The organism is Bosea sp. 29B, assembly GCF_902506165.1.
Taxonomy (GTDB): domain Bacteria; phylum Pseudomonadota; class Alphaproteobacteria; order Rhizobiales; family Beijerinckiaceae; genus Allobosea.
In genome coordinates, this window is sequence record NZ_LR733817.1 from 4,065,843 (window position 1) to 4,086,475 (window position 20,633).

At 68.8% G+C, this 20,633-nt stretch carries 22 protein-coding genes and 1 pseudogene; 20 read left to right on the forward strand and 3 right to left on the reverse strand.

Going from position 1 to position 20,633, the window contains the following annotated elements; genetic code table 11:
- Nucleotides 1–106 precede the first annotated feature (106 nt).
- Nucleotides 107–1,348: a phage major capsid protein gene (locus tag GV161_RS19710; protein WP_152017285.1), complete on the forward strand. Its 1,242-nt coding sequence runs from the start codon at nucleotides 107–109 to the stop codon at nucleotides 1,346–1,348.
- A gap of 18 nt (nucleotides 1,349–1,366) precedes the next feature.
- On the opposite strand, the gene GV161_RS19715 is transcribed toward GV161_RS19710, so the two are convergent.
- Together GV161_RS19715 and GV161_RS19720 are read right to left on the reverse strand one after the other, a co-directional pair.
- Nucleotides 1,367–2,221 (reverse strand): trypsin-like serine protease, encoded by an 855-nt coding sequence (locus tag GV161_RS19715; RefSeq protein WP_152017286.1) that lies wholly within the window; start codon nucleotides 2,219–2,221, stop codon nucleotides 1,367–1,369.
- 77 nt (nucleotides 2,222–2,298) lie between these two features.
- On the reverse strand, nucleotides 2,299–3,072 hold the full coding sequence (locus GV161_RS19720; protein ID WP_152017287.1) for a trypsin-like serine protease: 774 nt from the start codon (nucleotides 3,070–3,072) through the stop codon (nucleotides 2,299–2,301).
- A gap of 74 nt (nucleotides 3,073–3,146) precedes the next feature.
- Between GV161_RS19720 and GV161_RS19725 the strand changes: the two genes are divergently transcribed.
- The 18 genes and pseudogenes from GV161_RS19725 to GV161_RS19810 all read left to right on the forward strand — a co-directional run bounded on the left by GV161_RS19725 (nucleotide 3,147) and on the right by GV161_RS19810 (nucleotide 18,671).
- Complete coding sequence (locus GV161_RS19725) at nucleotides 3,147–3,716, forward strand: hypothetical protein (RefSeq protein ID WP_159650300.1); 570 nt, start codon at nucleotides 3,147–3,149, stop codon at nucleotides 3,714–3,716.
- On the forward strand, nucleotides 3,716–4,060 hold the full coding sequence (locus tag GV161_RS19730) for a phage head closure protein (protein WP_152017289.1): 345 nt from the start codon (nucleotides 3,716–3,718) through the stop codon (nucleotides 4,058–4,060). Before GV161_RS19725 ends, GV161_RS19730 begins: the two co-directional genes overlap by 1 nt.
- Nucleotides 4,057–4,467: a DUF3168 domain-containing protein gene (locus tag GV161_RS19735; RefSeq protein WP_152017290.1), complete on the forward strand. Its 411-nt coding sequence runs from the start codon at nucleotides 4,057–4,059 to the stop codon at nucleotides 4,465–4,467. Before GV161_RS19730 ends, GV161_RS19735 begins: the two co-directional genes overlap by 4 nt.
- Nucleotides 4,468–4,486: 19 nt before the next feature.
- Complete coding sequence (locus tag GV161_RS19740; RefSeq protein WP_091831012.1) at nucleotides 4,487–4,897, forward strand: phage major tail protein, TP901-1 family; 411 nt, start codon at nucleotides 4,487–4,489, stop codon at nucleotides 4,895–4,897.
- A gap of 11 nt (nucleotides 4,898–4,908) precedes the next feature.
- On the forward strand, nucleotides 4,909–5,262 hold the full coding sequence (locus GV161_RS19745) for a gene transfer agent family protein (protein WP_152017291.1): 354 nt from the start codon (nucleotides 4,909–4,911) through the stop codon (nucleotides 5,260–5,262).
- Between the two features lie 32 nt (nucleotides 5,263–5,294).
- Nucleotides 5,295–5,504, forward strand: a pseudogene (locus GV161_RS19750) (phage tail assembly chaperone); the annotation flags it as partial.
- Nucleotides 5,497–6,096 carry a phage tail tape measure protein gene (locus tag GV161_RS19755; RefSeq protein ID WP_244624278.1) on the forward strand — a complete coding sequence of 200 codons (600 nt, stop codon included), beginning with the start codon at nucleotides 5,497–5,499 and terminating at the stop codon, nucleotides 6,094–6,096. The pseudogene GV161_RS19750 and the gene GV161_RS19755, both read left to right, overlap by 8 nt.
- Before the next feature lie 33 nt (nucleotides 6,097–6,129).
- A complete protein-coding gene (locus tag GV161_RS19760; RefSeq protein ID WP_152017293.1) occupies nucleotides 6,130–6,771 on the forward strand; it encodes a DUF2460 domain-containing protein in 642 nt (213 codons plus the stop codon).
- A 10-nt stretch (nucleotides 6,772–6,781) separates the two neighbouring features.
- Nucleotides 6,782–7,672: a DUF2163 domain-containing protein gene (locus tag GV161_RS19765; RefSeq protein WP_152017294.1), complete on the forward strand. Its 891-nt coding sequence runs from the start codon at nucleotides 6,782–6,784 to the stop codon at nucleotides 7,670–7,672.
- Nucleotides 7,669–8,115, forward strand: coding sequence for an NlpC/P60 family protein (locus GV161_RS19770; RefSeq protein WP_152017295.1), 447 nt, complete (start codon nucleotides 7,669–7,671; stop codon nucleotides 8,113–8,115). Before GV161_RS19765 ends, GV161_RS19770 begins: the two co-directional genes overlap by 4 nt.
- Nucleotides 8,115–12,044 (forward strand): glycoside hydrolase/phage tail family protein, encoded by a 3,930-nt coding sequence (locus GV161_RS19775; protein ID WP_152017296.1) that lies wholly within the window; start codon nucleotides 8,115–8,117, stop codon nucleotides 12,042–12,044. The genes GV161_RS19770 and GV161_RS19775 overlap by 1 nt, the downstream gene beginning before the upstream one ends.
- 52 nt (nucleotides 12,045–12,096) lie before the next feature.
- Nucleotides 12,097–12,423 (forward strand): hypothetical protein, encoded by a 327-nt coding sequence (locus tag GV161_RS19780; RefSeq protein WP_152017297.1) that lies wholly within the window; start codon nucleotides 12,097–12,099, stop codon nucleotides 12,421–12,423.
- Nucleotides 12,424–12,469: 46 nt separating this feature from the next.
- Nucleotides 12,470–13,132: a response regulator transcription factor gene (locus GV161_RS19785; protein ID WP_091830995.1), complete on the forward strand. Its 663-nt coding sequence runs from the start codon at nucleotides 12,470–12,472 to the stop codon at nucleotides 13,130–13,132.
- Between the two features lie 7 nt (nucleotides 13,133–13,139).
- Nucleotides 13,140–14,516 carry a sensor histidine kinase gene (locus GV161_RS19790; protein ID WP_152017298.1) on the forward strand — a complete coding sequence of 459 codons (1,377 nt, stop codon included), beginning with the start codon at nucleotides 13,140–13,142 and terminating at the stop codon, nucleotides 14,514–14,516.
- 76 nt (nucleotides 14,517–14,592) lie between these two features.
- Nucleotides 14,593–15,696 carry a c-type cytochrome biogenesis protein CcmI gene (gene ccmI, locus GV161_RS19795; protein ID WP_152017299.1) on the forward strand — a complete coding sequence of 368 codons (1,104 nt, stop codon included), beginning with the start codon at nucleotides 14,593–14,595 and terminating at the stop codon, nucleotides 15,694–15,696.
- 41 nt (nucleotides 15,697–15,737) lie between these two features.
- On the forward strand, nucleotides 15,738–16,211 hold the full coding sequence (gene ccmE, locus GV161_RS19800; RefSeq protein ID WP_152017546.1) for a cytochrome c maturation protein CcmE: 474 nt from the start codon (nucleotides 15,738–15,740) through the stop codon (nucleotides 16,209–16,211).
- Between the two features lie 10 nt (nucleotides 16,212–16,221).
- Nucleotides 16,222–18,204 carry a heme lyase CcmF/NrfE family subunit gene (locus GV161_RS19805; RefSeq protein ID WP_152017300.1) on the forward strand — a complete coding sequence of 661 codons (1,983 nt, stop codon included), beginning with the start codon at nucleotides 16,222–16,224 and terminating at the stop codon, nucleotides 18,202–18,204.
- Nucleotides 18,205–18,209: 5 nt separating this feature from the next.
- A complete protein-coding gene (locus GV161_RS19810) occupies nucleotides 18,210–18,671 on the forward strand; it encodes a cytochrome c-type biogenesis protein (protein WP_152017301.1) in 462 nt (153 codons plus the stop codon).
- A gap of 6 nt (nucleotides 18,672–18,677) precedes the next feature.
- Here GV161_RS19810 and GV161_RS19815 read toward each other — a convergent pair whose 3' ends face one another.
- Nucleotides 18,678–19,193 (reverse strand): hypothetical protein, encoded by a 516-nt coding sequence (locus tag GV161_RS19815; protein ID WP_152017302.1) that lies wholly within the window; start codon nucleotides 19,191–19,193, stop codon nucleotides 18,678–18,680.
- 195 nt (nucleotides 19,194–19,388) lie between these two features.
- Here GV161_RS19815 and GV161_RS19820 point away from each other — a divergent pair, with 195 nt between their 5' ends.
- Complete coding sequence (locus tag GV161_RS19820; protein ID WP_348521238.1) at nucleotides 19,389–20,630, forward strand: trypsin-like peptidase domain-containing protein; 1,242 nt, start codon at nucleotides 19,389–19,391, stop codon at nucleotides 20,628–20,630.
- Nucleotides 20,631–20,633: the final 3 nt, after the last annotated feature.

The following is a 20,633-nucleotide window of genomic DNA, read 5'->3' on the forward strand; positions in this document are numbered from 1 at the left end:
AGAGACGGATTCACCGATCAGGTTGTTCCAACCTGATCGGATCCGGCTCTAGCCATGCAGCCTTCGCCTGAAAACTACCTGAAGCCGCAGAACCACAGGAGATTCCATGACTGCGCTGAACCAGGCTCCCGAGACCAAGGCGACCGGCGAGGCCGCCGCCATCTATGACGATCTGCGCTATACGCTGGAGGCCTATCGCGTCACCAATGACGAGCGCCTGGCCGAGCTCGAGACCCGCATGGGCGGCGACGTGCTCACCGGCGAGAAGCTCGCCCGCCTCGACGGTGCGCTCGACGAGACCCGCCGCCGGCTCGACCGGCTCAGCCTCGACAGTCGCCGCCCGGCGCTGGGCGCGAGCGACGAGCGCGACCCGGCCGTGGCCGAGCACAAGGCGGCCTTCGCCTCTTACGTTCGCCATGGCGAGGCCACCGGCCTGAAGCGGCTCGAAGCCAAGGCGCTATCGGCCGGCTCCGGTCCGGATGGCGGCTATCTGGCGCCCTCGGCCGTCGAAGGCGAGATCCTGCGGCGCCTCGCCAGCGTCTCGCCGATCCGTTCGATCGCGACGGTGCGCACCATTTCCTCCGGCACCTACAAGAAGGCGTTCTCGACCACCGGCCCGGCCTCCGGCTGGGTGGCGGAGACGGCGGCGCGTCCACAGACCGGCACGCCGACGCTGGCCGAGCTCTCCTTCCCGGCGATGGAGCTCTACGCCATGCCGGCGGCGACGCAGACCCTGCTCGACGACGCCATCGTCGACATCGACCAGTGGATTGCCGAGGAGGTCGAGAGCGCCTTCGCCGAGCAGGAGGGCGCCGCCTTCGTCACGGGCGATGGCGTCGACAAGCCCAAGGGCTTCCTCGCCTATCCGACCGTTGCGGACACGAGCTGGAGCTGGGGCAATATCGGCACGCTGAAGACCGGCGTCGCCGGCGCCTTTGCCGCCTCGAACCCGTCCGACATCCTGGTCGATCTCGTCTATGCGCTGAAGGCCGGCTATCGCCAGAACGCCAGCTTCGTGATGAACCGCAAGACGCAGGCCGCGGTGCGCAAGTTCAAGGACTCGACCGGCCAGTATCTCTGGCAGCCGCCGGCCGCGGCGGGCGCGCAGGCGACGCTGCTCGGCTTTCCGGTCGTCGAGGCCGAGGACATGCCGAACGTCGCGACGGACTCGGTCTCGATCGCCTTCGGCGACTTCCGGCGCGGCTATCTCGTCGTCGACCGGGCGGGCGTGCGCATCCTGCGCGATCCCTATTCCGCCAAGCCGCACGTGCTGTTCTACACGACCAAGCGCGTCGGCGGCGGCGTGCAGGACTTCGCTGCGATCAAGGGGCTGAAGTTCTCGGCCTGAGCGTTCGTTTCGGCCGCGTCAGCGGCCGAACCACCAGCTGTAGCTCGCGCTCGGGCGTGCGTTCTCGCCCGCCTGGCGCGGTTCGTCGCCGTAGTTGAGCAGCCGCTCGCTCGCCTCGGCGATCCAGGCGCGATGATCGTTGATCGGCGTGATCGCGGTGAAGCCGCCGCAGATCATCTTGACGCGCGAGCTTAGCGGCCCGCTCGACCAGGAAACGATGCCGACGAGATCGCGCGATCCGGGCGGGCCGCGCAGCACCGGTCCGCCGGAATCGCCGCGGCAGGCGCCGGCACCGAGGATCTCGCCTCGGTTCTCGGTGTCGACCGCGACCTTGACCGTGTTGGCGGTGGTGTAGTTGCCGGCGTTGACCAGGGTGACTTCGCGCAGCGTGCGCGCCGTCTTCTTGTTCGTCTCCGAGGCGAGGCCGAAGCCGGCCATGGTCACGGTCTCGCCTTGCCACAGGCCGCTGCCGAGCGTCAGTGGCTGGATGTCGGCCGGCAGCGGCGTGGCAAGGCGCAGCAGCGCGAGGTCAGCGCCCGGCTGGGTGCGTGGCGTCGTGCCGGGCACGAAGGTCGGGTGCGGCAGCACGGCCGCGACGGCATGCGTGCGGTTGCGGAAGCGCTTGTCGAGGCTGATCACGCGGACCGAGCCGCCGGTCATCAGGCAATGCGCCGCGGTGAGCACGAGTTCGGAGGAGATCGCCGCGCCGGAGCAGAGCTCGCCGCGGCTGGTCTCGACCCGCAAGGTCGAGGCGCGCACGCCGTCGACGGCTCGTGACTGTACGCCGCCGATCACCGCTTGGGCCGGCGCAGCCATCTGCAGGCCCGCGCAAAAAGCGATTGCGACAGTCGCGGCGCGCTTCGGAGAGGTCATGGTCGAGGCCATCATTGCCATGGTGCCAGTCTAGGGTTTGCTGCGGCGCAGTCCAGTGCTCTTCGCAGCGCAGGCCATCAAGGTGCTCCGGTCCAGTCGGCGCTCTCGCCCCAACCCGCCAGCGTCCGATCGATCCAGCCGCGTTGCGGCGCGACCAGCACGCCCTGGCTGAGCAGGCCGCATTGCTTGCCGGACGGGCCGGTCGACCAGCTGGAGACGGCGACGATGCCGTCCGAGCCCGCGACGATCGGCCCACCGGAATCGCCCTGGCAGGCTCCGGCGCCGGGGCGTTTGCCGCCGGTCGCCGGATCGGAGGCCCAGAGCAGGATCTTGCCGGGCCCGTAAGGCTCGACGGTCGCAAGCGCGGCCGAGCGATAGGTGCCGGTCGTCTTCGCATCGCCCTCGCGGGCAACGCCATAGCCTGACAACGTCACCGGCGAGCCGGCGCGCGGCAGGCCGCCATCGACCAGCGTCGCGGTCGAGAAGCGCGCCGGCAAAGACGCGCTGAGCCTGACCAAGGCGAGGTCGATCGAGCGCTGCCGGTTCGTGACGGATTTGGCGTTGAACTCGGGGTGCAGCGCGATCGCCGTCGGCTCGACCAGGACCGGCTCGCCGCCTTCGCGCCAGTGGATGCGCAGATCGACGCGGGAGTCGGCGCAATGGGCGGCGGTGAGGATGGCGCGGCGTGACAGCACGATGCCGGTGCAGACGCCGCCGCGCGCATTGAGAACCATTACGGTCGCGCCGGCGACAGGCCCGCCCTCGCGCCCGCCGACCACGGCCGAGGCGGGGCTGGCTGCGGCAAATGCCGTCGCCAGGGCCGCCAGTGCAATCGCCGTTCTGCCACGCATCGAGCCGTCTCCGCTGTCGGGCTGGGCTCGATAGCGCATCAACGGCGCCGATCAAACCCGAAAGAGGAGGGATCATGACGCCGCTCGCTTTGACGCCGCCGGCCATCGAGCCGGTCTCGCTGTCGGAAGCCAAGGATTTCCTGCGCATCCTCACCGCGGACGAGGACGAACTGCTCGGTACCTTGATCACCGCGGCCAGGCTTATGATCGAGGCGACGTCCGGCCGTCTGCTGATCGAGCAGCGCTGGCGAATCGTGCTCGACGCCTGGCCGCAGGGTGGCGAGATCCGTCTGCCGCTATCGCCGGTGCGCAGCCTCACGGTGGCACGCGTCTATCCCGCGAGTGGCCCTGCAGAGGCCGTTGCATCGTCTTCGCTGACGCTGGTCGAAGGCTCCGATCCGCCGCTGATCAGGATTGCAGGTCCGGTCCCTGCACCCGGCCGTGCCCATGCTGCGATCGAGATCGATCTTGTCGCCGGCTTCGGCGCGACGCGTGACACGGTGCCGGCGCCGCTCCGGCAGGCCGTGCTTCGCTTGGCCTGCCGCTGGTTCGAGCATCGCGGCGACGTGGTCAGCCGTGATGCGACGCGGCTGCCCGCCGAGATTGCTGCGCTGGTCGCCCCGTTTCGCCGCGTGAGGCTGTGATGATCAGGGAGATCAGTAAAGGCCGCCCCGTCGGCGCATTGCGCCGCCGGCTGGTGTTGGAGGCGCCCGTCGAGACGCCGGACGGCGCCGGCGGGCGGCTCACCGGCTTCGAGATTGTTGCTGCGGTCTGGGCCCAGGTCGAATGGCTTTCTGGGAATGAACGCTGGCGCGGCGAGCGGCCCGAGCAGGCGGTGAGCCACCGCATCACCCTGCGCTGGCGTGTCGGCGTCGATGCCGGCCAGCGCCTGTGCGATGGCGACCAGGTCTTCGACATCCGCGTGGTCGGCGATCCCGATGGCGGTCGCCGGCGCCTGATCTGCCTGGTCGAGGAGGTCAGCCGATGAGCGACGCCATCTTGCCACTGCGGCGGGCGATCCACGCACATCTCTCCGGCGATGCCGGGCTGACCGCGCTGATCGGGGCCGGCCGCATCCATGACGAGCCGCCACGCGCCGCGAGCGGGCTCTACGTCGTCCATGGCGAGGTCACGGCCGAGGACTGGTCGACCGGGAGCGATCGCGGCTGCGAGCAGAAGCTCTCGCTCGTCGTTTGGGCCGGGGAGAGCACCTCCTCGCGCAAGGCGCTCGAGGCGGCGGCACGCATCGTCGCCAGCCTGGAAGGCACCGCGCCCGCGCCGGAGGGCCACCGGCTGGTCAATCTCGGCTGGCTGTCCTCGAAGCTCGCCCGCGATCCCAAGACCCATCTGCCGACGGTGACGCTGACCTTCCGAGCCGTCACCGAGGCCCTCTGACCAGCCGAAAGGACCGCCCATGCCTGCCCAGAAAGGCAAGGATCTCTTGCTCAAGGCCGCCGATGCCGGCGGCAGCTTCGTCACCGTGGCGGGCCTGCGCGCCCGCCAGATCGCCTTCAATGCCGAGGCGGTCGACGTCACCCACGCGGAGTCGGCCGGACGCTGGCGCGAATTGCTGGCTGGGGCGGGCATGCGCCGCGCCAGCATCAGCGGCGCTGGCATCTTCAAGGACGAGGCTTCGGACGCGCTGGTCCGCCAGATCTTCTTCGACGGCGCGATCCGCGACTGGCAGGTGATCGTGCCCGATTTCGGTGTGATCACCGGGCCGTTCCAGCTCTCGACGCTGGAATATCGCGGCGACCATGCCGCCGAGGTCACTTTCGAGCTCTCGCTGGAATCGGCGGGGCAGCTCTCCTTCACGCTCGCCTGAGGAGAGGCCGCATGGTCAATCGCTACAGGGGCGAAGTCGCCCTGATGGTGGAGGGGCGGGCGCTGCCGATGCGGCTCACCCTGGGAGCGCTCGCCGAACTCGAGGATGCGTTTTCGGTCGAGAACCTGCCGGCGCTGGGCGAGCGCTTCGCGGCTGGCCGGCTCTCGGCCCGCGACATCACGCGCATCCTCTCTGCAGGCTTACGCGGTGCCGGCGGTGCGCTGGCCACGGATGAGGTCGCAGCGCTTTCCTTCGACGGCGGGCTCAACGGCGCCATCGCCGCGGCGATCACCTTGCTCGACGTCACCTTCGCGCCGGCAGGCGAGGGGGCGGAGGTCCGCCCTCCGTCGCCGCCGGTCACCTAGGTGCTCCGGCGGCGGTTCCCTTCCCCTGGCGCGAGGTGATGGCCTTCGGGCTCGGGCGCTTGCGCTGGACGCCGGACGCCTTCTGGGCGGCGAGTCCACGCGAAATCATCGCCGCGATCGAGGCCCATCGGCCAGCGGAGGCAGGCGAACCGCCGTCGCGGCTGACGCTGGACGCGCTGATGCGGGCTCATCCGGACCCCGTTTCCCGTAACGATGAGTGGAAAGGCTGCGCCGATGGCTGACGAAGACGATTCCTCCTCCTTCGACGTCGGTGGCCTGCGCTCCCTCAACACGCTGACCCAGAGCCTGAGCAAGTCGGCACAGGCCTTCGGCAAGTCGATCACCACGGCCTTCGCCAGCGGGATCATCGAGGGCAAGCGCTTCGAGGACGTGCTGCGCAGCATCGGCAGCTCGCTGAGTCAGGGCCTGCTGAAATCGGCGCTGAAGCCGCTGCAGAACACGATCTCGAGCTGGCTCGGCTCCGGCATCAACAGCCTGGCCGGGCTCTTCACCGGCGGCATGGGCGGTGGAGGAGGTGGCGGCGGCTCGCCGGTCTCGTTCTTCGCCGATGGCGGCGTCGTCGCCGCGCCCTCCTATTTCGCCATGGGGCGTGGACTAGGGCTGATGGGCGAACGCGGGGCAGAGGCGATCATGCCGCTGTCGCGCGGTCCCGATGGCAAGCTCGGCGTGCGGGCCGGTGGCGGCGGCGATCGGCGCCCGGTCAGCGTCACCGTCCAGGTCTCGACGCCCGATGCCGACAGCTTCCGCCGTTCCGAGGCCCAGGTCTCGGCGGCGATCGCGCGGGCCGTGGCGCGCGGCAATCGCGCGCTCTGAAGCGCATATCATGACTGGACAGGGAGAGGCGGCATGAGCGGCTTCCATGAGGTGCGCTTTCCCACGGGGATCGCGCGCGGCGCCCGCGGCGGACCGGAGCGGCTGACCCAGGTCGTGACGCTGGCCTCGGGCCGGGAGGTCCGCAACAGCCGCTGGGCCCATTCGCGCCGACGCTACGATGCCGGTTTCGGCATCCGGACGCTCGACGCCCTGGCCGAGGTCGTCGCATTCTTCGAGGAGCGGCGCGGCCGGCTCTACGGTTTCCGTTGGCGCGATCGGCTCGACTGGAAGAGTTGTGCGCCCTCGGCGACCTCCGCAGCGAGCGACCAGCAGATCGGCGTCGGCGACGGCGCCGCGCGGGTCTTCCAGCTCTGCAAGCTCTATGGCGGCCTGCACGCGCCCTATGTCCGCCGCATCACCAAGCCGGTCGCGGGGACAGTGCTGATTGCCGTCGACGGCGTCGCGAAGCCGCAGCCGGCGGTCGTCTCCTGCGATCATGCCAGCGGGTTAATCACCTTCGCCGTCGGCCATGCTCCGCCGGCCGGCTCCGTCGTCAGCGCCGGCTTTGCCTTCGACGTGCCCGTTCGCTTCGACACCGATGCGATCGAGGTCGATCTGTCGGCCTTCGAGGCCGGCGACATCCCCAAAATCCCGATCGTCGAGATCGCCGACTGAAGGCTTCGCCATGCGGACATTATCTTCGGGACTCGCCGCGCATGTCGCCGGCGAGGCGACCACGCTGTGCCGGTGCTGGAGCCTGACCCGCCGTGACGGCGCGGTGCTCGGCTTCACCGATCACGATCGCGATCTTTCCTTCGACAGCATCCTGTTTCGCGCGAACGCCGGCCTGGAAGCCGCAGAAACCAGCTCGGAGCTCGGCTTTGCGACCAGTGGCGGCGAGGTGCTCGGGGCCCTCGCGGCAAGCGGCCTCAACGAAGAGGATCTGTCGCGCGGCTTCTATGACGACGCCCGCGTTGCGCTCTGGCTGGTGAACTGGGCCGATCCAAGCCAGCGCACCCTGCTGGAGGCCGGCTTCGTCGGCGAGGTGAAACGCAGCGACAGCAATTTCACCGCGGAGGTCCGGGGTCTCGGCAAGGCTTTCGACGAGGAGCGCGGCCGGCTCTACACTGCGGGCTGCTCCGCCGATCTCGGCGATGCCCGTTGCGGCGCCGTGGCGCTTCCGGCGCTTGGGACGGTCTCCGTCACCGATGGCCGGCTCACGATCACGGCGCCGATCCTCGGCAGTTTCCAGGACGGGCGTTTCAGCGGGGGGCGGCTGGTTTTCGAGGCGGGTCAGAACACTGGCTTTTCCACAGAGATCCGCAGCCATCGCAATGCCGACGGTGCCGTCATCCTGCAGCTCTGGCAGGCCGCGCCGCGCCCGATCGCTGTCGGTGATCTCTTCACGGCACTCCCAGGCTGCGACAAGCGCTTCGCCACCTGCCGTGACAAGTTCGGCAACGGCGTCAACTTCCGCGGCTTTCCGCATCTACCGGGCAACGACTTCATCATCGGCGGCACCGGGGCAGGCGATCCCGGCGCGGGGCCGTTCGATGGGGGGAGCCTGTTCCGATGACCGGCGCAGATGCGACACGGGCGCGTGTCATCGCAGCAGCGCGTGGCTGGCTCGGCACGCCCTACCATCACCAGGCCTCGCTCCGTGGCGTCGGCTGCGATTGCCTCGGCCTGGTGCGTGGCGTCTGGCGCGATCTCTATGGCGGCGAGCCGGAGCCGACGCCGCCTTATTCGCCTTATTGGGCGCAGCAGGGCTCGGGTGAGACACTGGCGCAGGCTGCGGAACGTCATCTGATCTCGGTCAAGCCGGAAGAGGCACGTCCCGGCGACGTGCTGCTCTTCCGCTGGCGGGCGCATCTGCCGGCGGCGCATTGCGCCGTCCTGACCGAGCCGGACCACATCCTACACGCCCATGATGGCGCCGCGGTCGGCGAAGTCGCCTTCACCGGCTGGTGGCGACGCCATCTCAGCCATGTCTTCGCCTTTCCGGAGCTCGACGCCTGATGGCCACGCTTGTTCTGCAGGTCGCCGGCTCGGTACTGGGCGCTGCCGTCGGCGGCCCGTTCGGTGCCATGATCGGCCGTTCGCTCGGCGCGATCGCCGGGGCGAGCCTCGACCAGAGTCTCTTTGGCGGGGGCGGCGGGACGCGCATCGTCGAGGGCCCGCGCCTCAAGGAGATCGACGGCCTCGCCTCGACCGAAGGCGCGCCGATCCCCCGTGTCTATGGCCGGGCCAGGCTCGGCGGTCAGCTGATCTGGGCGACACGCTTCGAGGAGGAGGTGACGACCACCGTCACCCGCACCAAGGCCGGAGGCAAGGGCGGACAGAAGGCGCAAAAGACCTACGAGACCACCTACAGCTACTACGCCAATCTCGCGGTCGCGGTCTGCGAGGGGCCGATCGCCTTCGTGCGCCGCATCTGGGCCAATGGGCGCGAGGTCGACTTCAACACCTTGGGGCTGCGGGTCCATCGCGGCTTCGAGAACCAGGAGCCCGATCCGCTGATCGCAGCCAAGGAAGCCGGCGCGGCGCCAGCCTATCGTGGCACGGCCTATGTCGTGTTCGAACGCTTCCCGCTTGCTGACTACGGCAATCGCGTGCCGCAATTCTCCTTCGAGGTGGTGCGCGCGGTGCCAGGCCTCGGCCAGATGATCCGGGCGGTGACGCTGATCCCGGGCGCGAGCGAATTCATCTACCAGCCGACCCTGGTCAACCAGGAGCCCGAAGCCGGCGTCACCATCGCCGAGAACCGGCATCAATTGCACAGCGCCACCGATATCGACGGCGCGATTGGCCACCTGCTGGCGCTCTGCCCGAACCTGCGGCGCATCTCCCTCGTCGTCAGCTGGTTCGGCGACGATCTGCGCGCCGGTTCCTGCACTATCGCGCCGCGCGTCGAGATCGCCGACAAGAACACGCCCGACGCGCCTTGGTCTGTCGCCGGCCTCGACCGGGCGAGCGCGCGCGTCGTCAGCCAGTCGAGCGGCCTGCCTGCCTATGGCGGCACGCCTTCGGACGAGAGCGTCGTCGCGCTGATCCGGCGGCTGCGCCATGTCTACGGTCTTGAAGTGGTGCTTTACCCCTTCGTGATGATGGACGTCCCCTACGCCAACAGCCTGCCCGATCCACACACCGGCAACGCCTCGCAGCCGCCTTATCCCTGGCGCGGCCGGATCACCTGCTCGCCGGCGCCGGGCCAAGCCGGATCGCCTGACGGCACACCGATCGCGACCGGGCAGATCGTGAGCTTCCTCGGCACGGCCACGGCTGCGGATTTCTCGCTCGACGGCGACAAGGTCATATGCGCGCGAACCGGCGAGTGGAGCTTCCGTCGCGCCGTGCTGCATGCGGCGATGCTCGCCAAGGCGGCCGGCGGCGTCGAGGGCTTCATCATCGGCTCCGAACTGGTCGGCTTGACGCGGGTGCGCGGGGCGCCCGGATACTATCCGATGGTCGCTGGCCTTACCGCGCTCGCGGCCGAGGTCCGCGCCATCCTGCCTCCGCCGGTCAAGTTGACCTATGCTGCCGACTGGACCGAGTACGGCGCCCATGTCCGCGACGGCGGGCTGGAGGTGCGCTTTCCGCTCGATCCGCTCTGGGCGAGCGCGCATATCGATGCGATCGGCATCGACTATTATGCGCCGCTCTCCGATTGGCGCGACACGCCAGATCATGCCGACCTTTCGATCGCCCGCGGCCCAGCCGATGTCGATTATCTGCGCCATCGCCTGACCGCGGGCGAAGGCTATGACTGGTACTATTCCACCCTCTCCAGCCGCTATGCGCAGACGCGCCTGCCGATCACCGACGGCGCCTTCGGCAAGCCCTGGGTCTTCCGGCCGAAGGACCTGCCGAACTGGTGGTTGAACCCGCATGTCGAGCGCTTCGCCGGCTTCGAGATCGGTGCGACCGGCTGGCTGCCCGGCTCGAAGCCGATCTGGTTGACCGAGGTCGGCTTGCCCGCCGTCGACAAGGGCGGCAATTCACCGAACGTCTTTCCCGACCCGAAATCGATCGATGGCGGCTATCCGCATTTCTCGACGAAGGCGCGCGACGATCTCGTCCAGGCGCGCGGTATCGAGGCGATCCTGTCGGGTTTCGACCCCGCGCTTCCCGGTTTCGATCCGCAGCGCAACCCAACCTGGCTTTCGCTCGGCCCGCGCATGGTCGACCCGGCAAACATCTTCGTCTGGACCTGGGACGCCAGGCCGTTCCCGGCTTTCCCCGATCTGACCTCGGTTTGGGCCGACGGAGGGAATTACGAGACCGGCCACTGGATCAACGGTCGATTGGAGGGCGTGACGCTCGACCGGCTGGTCCGTGCGATCCTGGCAGATTACGGCCTGCCTGCGCCGTACGAGCTCGCCGTCGACGGCTTCGCCGACGGCTATGTGCTCGATCGGCCGATCTCGGCGCGCCAGGCGCTCGAGCCGCTGACTCAAGCCTTCGGCTTCGATGCCGTCATCTCGTCCGGCAAGCTCGCCTTCCGTGGCCGCGCCGCGACGATTGCGCGGGCGTTGTCGGCGGACGACCTCGTGCTCGATCGCAACGGCCAGCCCTTCGAATTGCGCCGGGCACAGGAGAGCGAACTGCCGCGCGAGTTGCGCCTCGTTCATATCGACGGCAACAACGACTACCGCCAGGCGACGGCGCGCTCGCGCCGCCTTGCCGGGGCCGCGCGGCGGGAAAATGCCGTCGAGCTCCCGATGGTCACGCGCCGAGCCGAAGGGCAACGGCTTGCCGATCAACGGCTGCAGGAGATCTGGGCGGGCCGCGAAACGCTCGAATTGGACCTGTCGCCACGTTGCATCGACCTCGAGGCGGGCGACGTCGTCTCCATGGAGGTGGTCGGCCAGCCGCGCCTGTTCCGGCTGACGCGCATCAGTGATGGCCCGACGCGGCGCGCCGATGCGCGCTCGGTCGAGCCCGCGATCTATCGCGGTGCGGCGTCGGGAGTGGCAGAGACACGCCCGCCGAAGGTGACGCCGCGGATCGCCGGCCGACCGGATGCGCTGATCCTCGACCTGCCGGTCGTGCGGGACACGCCGCCGCCCTTGCAATCACTCGCAGCCTTCGCCGATCCGTGGCCCGGTGGGCTTGCGATTTGGCGCGCCACTGAGGGCATGCCGTTCGCCTTGGCTGGCATCGTCGCGGCACCATCGATCATGGGCGAAACCTTGAGCGCGCTGAGGCCAGGGCCGCTTTGGCGGACCGATCGGCATGCCTTCGTCGATGTCCGCCTGCGTGGCGGCGGTCTTGCCTCGGTCGCAGCGGAGGAGGCGCTCGCCGGCGCCAACGCGCTCGCCTTCATCGATCCTGCCGGGGAGGTCGAGATCGCGACGGCGGCGCGGGTCGAGCTGATCGCAGCGCGGACATTCCGGCTGTCGCAGCTGGTGCGTGGGCTCGGCGGTTCGGAGACGGCGGCGGCGCGGACATTGGCAGCCGGTGCGCGCGTGGTTGTCCTCGACGGCGCGGCGGTCGCGCTGACCACGAGCCTCGACGATGTCGGCCGGCATCTGCGCTACCGGATCGGGCCGCCCAGTGCCGATGTCGCGTCGGCCTCGATGCGCGAGCTCTCCGCAACCGTCGGAACAGCACCGCTGCGGCCACTTGCCCCGGTGCGCCCGCGCGCCAAACGCCTGCCGTTCGGCGTCGCCTTGAGCTGGGTTCGACGCAGCCGCGTCGGCGGTGATTCCTGGGAAGCGGTCGAGGTACCGCTGGGCGAGGAGGTCGAGCGCTATCGCGTCACGCTACGCGCCGGCGCCGAGGTCATCAGGGTCATCGATGTCGGCGCACCGACGGTGGTCTACGAAGCGGCGCAGGAACTCGCCGATTTCGGCAGCGCCCAGGCTGTGTTGGACGTCGAATTGGTGCAACTCAGCATTGTTGCCGGTGTCGGCTTTTCCCGGCGTGGACACATCACCGTGCGCTGAGCTAGCCTCACGCCGATGTTCATGGCGCATTCACGCATGCCGGGCTAGCCCAATGGCGATGATGCTGCTCGACCCCAATGTCGCGTTTCTCGCGCTCGTGACCGCGACTGCCTCGCCCGTGGAACCGGTCGATGCGGCGCCGCCGATCGCCTGCCTGTCAGCTCAGGAAACGCGCGAAGCGGTGTCGGACGGCAAGGTCATGCAGCCGGCGGTGGCCTCCCGCCATGCCCGCGAGGCCGCGCCTGGCGAAGTCCTGCGGATCAGGCTCTGCCGGCAGGGCGACGAGTTCGTTTATGTGGTGACGACGATGAAGCGCGACGGCCGCGTCGCCCGCGTGACGCTCGACGGCGCCTCGGGCAAGGTGGCGGATATCCGCTAGTTCCGCTATGCCGCGTTCCTGATCCGCCAATCGGAGAAAAGCCGCCGTGCGATTGCTCGTCGTCGAGGACGACAAGGACCTCAACCGCCAGATCGTCAATGCGCTGGAGAATGCCGGCTATGCCGTCGACAAGGCGCTCGATGGTGAGGAAGGTCTCTATCTGGGCGAGACCGAGCCCTATGATGCGGTGATTCTCGATCTGGGCTTGCCTAAGGTCGACGGCGTCGCCGTGCTGCAGGGCTGGCGCCGGGCTGGCAAGACCATGCCGGTGCTGATCCTGACGGCGCGCGACCGCTGGAGCGACAAGGTCTCCGGTTTCGATGCTGGCGCCGACGACTATGTCGTGAAGCCTTTCCACATCGAGGAGCTGCTGGCTCGCGTTCGTGCGTTGCTGCGCCGTGCGGCCGGCCATGCGACAGCCGAGCTGATCTGTGGCCCGGTTCGCCTCGACACCCGCGCCAGCCGGGTCGTCGTCGACGGCAACCCGGTCAAGCTCACCTCGCACGAATACCGGTTGCTCGCCTATCTGATGCATCATCAGGGCCGCGTGGTCTCGCGCACCGAGCTGGTCGAGCATCTCTACGACCAGGATTTCGACCGCGATTCCAACACGATCGAGGTCTTCGTCGGCCGCCTGCGCAAGAAGCTCGGCGTCGACGTCATCGAGACCGTACGCGGCCTCGGCTATATCGCTGCCGCGAAAGCCTGAGGGCGCCATGCCGGTCACGCGGCAGCGCTTCTCGCTTGGCGCGCGGCTCTTCATTTCGGCTGCGATCTGCTGCGCGCTGGTGCTGATCCTCGCCGGCTTCGGCCTTACGACCTTCTATCGGCGGACGGCCGAGCGCGGCTTCGACGAGCGCCTCAGCGTCTACATCAAGGAACTGGTCGCCGACCTCGCCGCGCCGCCCGAGGCCGAGCGCCAGGCGATCGGCGATCTCGGCGAGCCGCGCTTCGACCTGCCGCTCTCCGGCTGGTACTGGCAGATCATCCGGCTCGACGGCGAGCGCCCGAGCGTGCGCACCTCGCGCTCCCTCGTCGGCGGGCAATTGCCGAAACTGCTCGATCAGAACCTGCAACCCAATCCGCGCGGACTGCGCGAGAGCTATATCTCGGGGCCGGACGAGCGGCGTCTGCGCGTGCTCGAACGGGAGATCGATGTCGGCGAGGATGGCCGCTTCACCGTCGGGGTCGCCGCGCCAGCCGACGAGATCGAGGGCGATATCCGCGATTTCCGCTTCGCCCTGACGCTGACCTTCCTCTTCCTCGGGCTCGCCCTTGTCGCCTCGACGATCGCGCAGGTCCGCTTCGGCCTGCGTCCGCTGGCGCGTTTGCGCTCGGCAGTCGGCACAGTGCGCACCGGTGAGAGCACCCGCATCGCCGGGCGCTATCCACCCGATCTCGCCCCGCTTGCAGGCGAGCTCAACCAGCTCATCGACGCCAATCGCGAGATCCTGGAGCGCGCCCGCACCCAGGTCGGCAATCTCGCCCACGCCCTCAAGACGCCGCTCAGCGTGATGCAGAACGAGGCCGAGGCCAGCCAGGGCGTCCTCTCCCAGACGGTCCGCCACCAAACCGCGATCATGCGCGACCAGGTCCAGTATTATCTCGACCGGGCCCGGGCCGCGGCCTTGTCGGGTGCGCTCGGCGGCATCTGCGAGATTTCTCCCTCGCTCGACGCGCTGATCCGCACGTTCGAGAAGATCGCGCAGGGCAGGGCGATCGAGGGCAGCCACACCGTGCCCGCCAGCGTCCGCTTTCGCGGCGAGAAGCAGGATTTCGAGGAGATGCTCGGCAATCTCCTCGACAACGCCTTCAAATGGGCGCGTACCGAAGTCCAGGTCAGCCTGGTACCGGAGGCACAGGCGCCGGAAGGACGTCTCGTGCTGCTGATCGACGATGACGGGCCAGGCCTGCCCGATGAGGCGATGGCCGAGGTTCTCAAACGCGGCCGCAGACTCGACGAGACGACGCCGGGCTCAGGGCTTGGCCTCTCGATCGTCGTCGATCTCGCCAAGCTTTATGGTGGTGGTCTCTCGCTGGAGCGTTCGCCGCTCGGCGGTCTTCGCGCCCGTCTCGTCCTGCCGGCGGTCTGACGTCGCATTGCCCGCGTGACCCTTTGTCGCCATCTTCGGACATGAACCGGCACCTTCGAACGGCTATGAACGGCGAATGCTGATCTGGATCATCTTCGCGGCCATGACGGGGGCTGCGGTCATGGCGGTGCTCTGGCCGCTCGGCCGCCGGGCGCCGGCACTCTCCGCCGACACGGCCGGAGCGACCGCGCTTTACCGCGCCCAGCTCGCCGAGATCGATCGCGATCTCGGCCGCAAGCTGATCGGCGCCGCCGAGGCCGAGGCAGCCAAGGCCGAAGCCGCGCGCAGGCTTTTGCGCGAGACGGCATCGGAGACCGTTCCCGCCGGAGAGAGCGAGCCGGCGCTGCGTCGGCGCCGCGCGGCGTCCGCCATCGCGCTGTCCTGCGTGCCCCTGCTGGCTCTGCTGGTCTATGGCGCCTATGGCTCGCCGACGGTTCCCGATCAGCCGCTCGCGGCGCGGATGCAGGGCAATCCGGCACAGGATTTCGAGCTGGCGCTGGCGCGGATCGAGGCGCATCTCGCCGCCAACCCCACCGACGGCAAGGGCTGGAACGTGCTCGCCCCCGTCTATCTCCGCCAGGGCCGTTTCGAGGATGCCGCGAAGGCCTTCGTCAACGCGGTCCGGTACGATGGTGCGACGACCGAGCGGCTTGGCGGCCAGGCCGAGGCCCAGATTCTTGCTGCCGGCGGCGTCGTCACGGCGGCTGCACGTGAGAGCCTCGCCGAGGCGCTGAAACTCGATCCGGCCAATCCGCGGGCGCGCTTCTTCATGGCGATCGCGCAGGAGCAGGACGGGCAGGTGCCGGCCGCGATCACGTCGCTCAAGGCTCTGATTGCCGATGCGCCGGCCGACGCCCCCTGGACTGCGACCGTCCGGGCTCGTCTCGAAGGGCTGGAGCGTTCCTCCCCACCGTCCGACGCAATCGCCAGCCTGCCCGAGGCCGAGCGTATGGGTGCGATCCGCGGCATGGTCGACGGCCTCGCCGCGCGACTTGCCGAGGGCGGCGGCAGTCTCGCCGACTGGTCTCGTCTGATCCGCTCCCAGACGGTTCTCGGTGAACGCGAGGCTGCGCAGAAATCGCTCTCCACGGCCCGCGAGCGCCTGGCGTCCGATCGGGCGGCGGCGTCTGCCCTCGACGGGTTGCGTAGCGAACTCGGCCTGCAGGAGGCCGCTCGATGACCATCCAGGCCGGTATCCCTGCCTCGCCCCCGCGCAAGCGCCTGACCCGCAAGCAGCGTCGCCTCGTGGTGATCGCCTCGGCTGGCATCGTTCTCGGCCTTGCCGCCGGGCTCGTTGCCTATGCGCTGCGGGATTCGATCGTCTTCTTCTACGGCCCGACCGAGATCGTCGAGAAGGGCCTCACGCCTGGCACGCGCCTGCGCCTCGGCGGCCTGGTCGAGACCGGCTCGGTCGAGCGTGGTGCCAACCAGCGCGTCAGCTTCGCCGTCACTGACGGCAAGACTAGGACAATGGTCAGCTATACTGGCCTGTTGCCCGATCTCTTCCGCGAAGGGCAGGGCGTGGTCACCGAAGGCGTGCTCGAGGCGCCGGGACGGTTCCGCGCCGATTCCGTCCTCGCCAAGCATGACGAGACCTATATGCCGCGCGAGGTCGCCGACGCGTTGAAGAAGCAGGGCCATTGGCAGCCCGGCGAAACCAAGCCCGGCGCGCCGACAGCGCCGGCCACGAAATAGGGCTGCGCCAGTGTTCGTCGAGATCGGTCATTTCGCACTGGCATTGGCGCTCGGCGTCGCGGTCGTCCAGACGATCGTGCCGCTCTGGGGCGTGGCCCGGAACGATCCGGCCCTGGCGTCGGTCGGTCCTGCGGCTGCGATCGCCAACTTCCTGCTGGTCGCGATTTCCTTCGGCTGCCTGATGGCGTCCTATGTGACGTCCGATTTCTCGGTCGAGAACGTCGCTGCCAACTCGCACTCGACGCAGCCACTGATCTACAGATTGACCTCTGTCTGGGGGAACCATGAGGGCTCGATGCTGCTCTGGGTCCTCATCCTCGTACTGTTCGGCGCGCTGGTCGCGCTGTCGCGCCGCTCGCTGCCGCCGAAGCTGCGGGCTGGCACGCTCGCGGCGCAAGGCAGCGTCAGTGTCGCCTTCCTCGCCTTCACGCTGCTGACCTCGAACCCGTTCCGCCGGCTCGTCCCGGCGCCGGGGGAGGGACAGGATCTCAATCCGATCCTGCAAGACCTCGGCCTCGCGATCCATCCACCGCTGCTCTATGTCGGCTATGTCGGCTTCTCGATCACCTATGCCTTCGCCGTCGCGGCGCTGATCGAGGGCAAGATCGACGCGGTCTGGGCCCGAGCGGTCCGGCCCTGGACACTCCTGGCCTGGACCTTCCTGACCCTCGGCATCGCCATGGGCTCCTACTGGGCCTATTACGAGCTTGGCTGGGGCGGCTGGTGGTTCTGGGATCCCGTCGAGAATGCCTCGCTGATGCCCTGGCTCGCCGGCACGGCGCTGATCCATTCGACCGTGGTGATGGAGAAGCGCGACGCGCTCAAGGTCTGGACGATCCTGCTTGCGATCCTGACCTTTTCGCTCTCGCTGCTCGGCACCTTCATCGTCCGCTCGGGCGTGCTGACCTCGGTGCACTCCTTCGCCAGTGACCCGCAGCGTGGCCTCTTCATCCTCGGCATCCTGATCGCCTTCATCGGCGGCTCGCTGGCGCTGTTCGCCTGGCGCGCGCCCCTCTTGAAGCAAGGCGGCCTGTTCGCGCCGGTCTCGCGGGAGAGTGCGCTGGTCGTCAACAACCTCTTCCTGGCGACGGCCTGCGCCACCGTCTTCATCGGCACGCTCTATCCGCTCGTGCTGGAGATGGTCACCGGCGACAAGATCTCGGTCGGCCCGCCCTTCTTCAACGCCACCTTCGTGCCGCTGCTGGTTCCGCTCCTGCTGCTGCTGCCGATCGGCCAGACCCTGGCCTGGAAGCGCGGCGATCTGCTCGGCGCCGCCCAGCGCGCCCAGGTGGCCTTCGGGCTCGGCGTCGTCGCCACGCTGACGATCTTCGCCTTCGTTCGCGGCGGCCCCGTGCTGGCGCCACTCGGCATCGGGCTCGGCGTCTTCCTCGTCGTCGGAGCGTTCTGGGAAGTCGGCGAACGTGTCGTCGGCCGCGCCAGCGGCGCATCGGCGATCCTGTCGCGGGCGAAGGGCCTGCCGCGCTCGGCCTGGGGCACGGCCCTCGGCCATGCCGGCGTCGGCATCAGCGTGATCGGCATCGCCGCCGTGGCCTGGGGCACCGAGTCGATCGGCATGCTCAAGGTCGGCGAGAGCCTGACCAGCGGCCGCTACACGGTGACGCTGGAAGCGGTGACGCCGCGCACCGGCCCGAACTATCGCGAGGACGCCGCTCGTTTCCGCATTGTCGCCGACGGCCGTGAGCAGAAGCCGGTCGAGGCGATGAAGCGCATCTACACGGCGCGCGCCATGCCGACCACCGAGGCCGGCATCCGTACCGTGGGGCTTGGGCAGGCCTATATCAGCCTGGGCGAGCCCGACGCCAGCGGCGCCATCGCGGTCAAGCTCCACGACAAGCCGCTGATCCTCCTGATCTGGATTGGCGCGCTGGTGATGGCGGCGGGCGGCGCGCTCTCGCTCACCGATCGGCGCTTCCGATTGGCCGCGCCGCGCCGGGTTGCGGCACCGTCCGCGCTTCCGCAGCCGGCCGAGTGAGCCCGATGCGCGCGCTTCCGCTCCTCCTCGCCGGGTTGCTGGCCCTTTCAGCGCCGGCCATCGCCGTGCAGCCTGACGAGGTCCTCAAGAACCCGGTGCTGGAGCAGCGCGCGCGGGGGATTTCCTCCGGCCTGCGCTGCCTGGTCTGCCAGAACCAGTCGATCGACGATTCCGACGCGCCGCTCGCCAAGGACTTGCGTATCCTGGTGCGCGAACGGCTCACCGCCGGCGACAGCGACAGGGCCGTGATCGACTTCATCGTGGCGCGCTATGGTGACTTCGTCCTGCTGCGTCCGCCGATGAATGCGCGCACGATCGCGCTTTGGGCCGCGCCCTTCCTGATCGTGCTGTCCGGAGCCGTCTTCCTCTGGCGCAGACGCAACCGGAGCGTTGCTCCGGCCAGCGCCGCACTCTCTGCCGACGAGCAGGCGAGGTTGGACGAACTGATGAAGCGCGGCGATTCCTGAGCAAGCTCAGACCGAGATACCGCACTGCCGGTGCATTTCGCCACTGATCGACGGCGTGAGATAGGCGCCCCACGTCATCCGGCCGGCACGGAGCGACGACGGGCCAACGCTGGCCTGATTGGCGAAAACCCGCGCAAAGCAAGCAGCGGCGGGGCCGGAATAACCTCGTTTCGCTGCGATCCTGAGGCCGGCCTGGTACGCCCCGCCACGATATTGCGAGGTGACTGGACCAGACTGCTGTCGCCTCTGCCTCAGGTCACCCAGCCGGTCGACGCCGCAGTGTCGTTGCAGCTCGGCATTGTAGGTTTGTGTCGAGGCGGCGCGCCAGCCTCTCCGCCCGTCGGGTCTTTCGACGACCACCGCGTGCTTGGCGAAGACCCGTCCATAGCATTTGGCATTATCATAGCCGCGGCGCTGTGCGAGACGTACCCCGGTTTCATAGGCGGACATGCTTTGCGCCAGGGCGCCTTCTCCGGCCAGCACTAATGCGGCGAGAGCGATGCAACCAATCATATATTTCATCTCGGCCTGCTCTTATCGCGCGCATCGACTGTAGGGAGCATTGTGGCCGCGCCGACGTCAAGCTGGCTCCTGCCCGGGAGACTCGCCAACCTTACGAAACTGTCATCGTCGGGCGAAATCCAGGTAAGGCGCCGCCCGCCATGGTCCATCTCACGAAGCAGGGAAGGCCCTGCCTCCCGCATCGAGGTGAGATCCATGACCGCCCAAGAGAACAACACCCCCGACACCACGATCCGCTCGCCGGCCACCGCCCGCTCGATCCTGAAGCGCGGCGCGATCGTCGCCGGCGCCGCGACGCTGAGCATCGGCCTGATGGCCGGCCTCGCCGACAATTTCCTCAACACCCACGGCGCGGCCAATGCGCAGCCCGTGCAGCTCTCCGGCCTGCAGCAGACGCAGCTGCCGTCCTTCGCCGATGTCGTCGATCGGGTTAAGCCCGCCGTCGTCTCCGTCCGCGTCAAGGCCAAGGTCGTCGCCACCGCCGACAACGAGGAGAGCGGTCCGGCCGGTGTCGAGGGCCTGCCCCCCGGCCATCCGCTCGAGCGCTTCCTCCGCCGCTTCGGCGAGGAGGGCATGGGCCCGCGCGGGCCGCAGCAGCAACAGCCGCGCGTGCAGCTTTCGCAGGGCTCAGGTTTCTTCATCAGCCAGGACGGCTATGTCGTCACCAACAACCACGTCGTCGCCAACGCGACCGAGGTCCAGCTTGTCACCGATGCCGGCAAGACGCTCTCGGCCAAGGTGATCGGCACCGATCCGCGCACCGATCTCGCGCTGCTCAAGGTCAACGAGTCCGGTAACTACCCGTTCGTCCAGCTCGCTTCCGGCAAGCCGCGTATCGGCGAGTGGGTGCTGGCGGTTGGCAATCCGTTCGGCCTCGGCGGTACCGTCACGGCAGGCATCGTCTCGGCCCAGGGGCGCGACATCGGCTCCGGCCCCTATGACGACTTCCTGCAGATCGACGCTGCGGTGAACCGCGGCAATTCCGGCGGCCCGACCTTCAACCAGAAGGGTGAGGTCATCGGCGTCAACACCGCGATCTACTCGCCTTCGGGCGGCAATGTCGGCATCGCCTTCGCGATTCCCGCCGCCACGGTCCAGAGCGTCGTCGAGCAGCTCAAGGAGCACGGCTCGGTCGCCCGCGGCTTCATCGGCGTGCAGATCCAGCCGGTCACCGCCGAAGTCGCCGACGCGATCGGCCTGAAGGATGCCAAGGGCGCCCTGATCGCCGAGGCGCAGGCCAATGGTCCTGCCGCCAAGGCCGGCCTGAGGCGCGGCGACACCATCCTCGCGGTCAATGGCGAGAAGATCGCCGATGCGCGCGAGCTGTCGAAGAAGATCGCCACCTTCGCACCGGGCGCCAAGACCAGCCTGACCATCTGGCGCGACGGCAAGGAGCGCGAGGTCTCGTTCGAGGTCGGTCGCCAGCCGGCGGCCTGACCG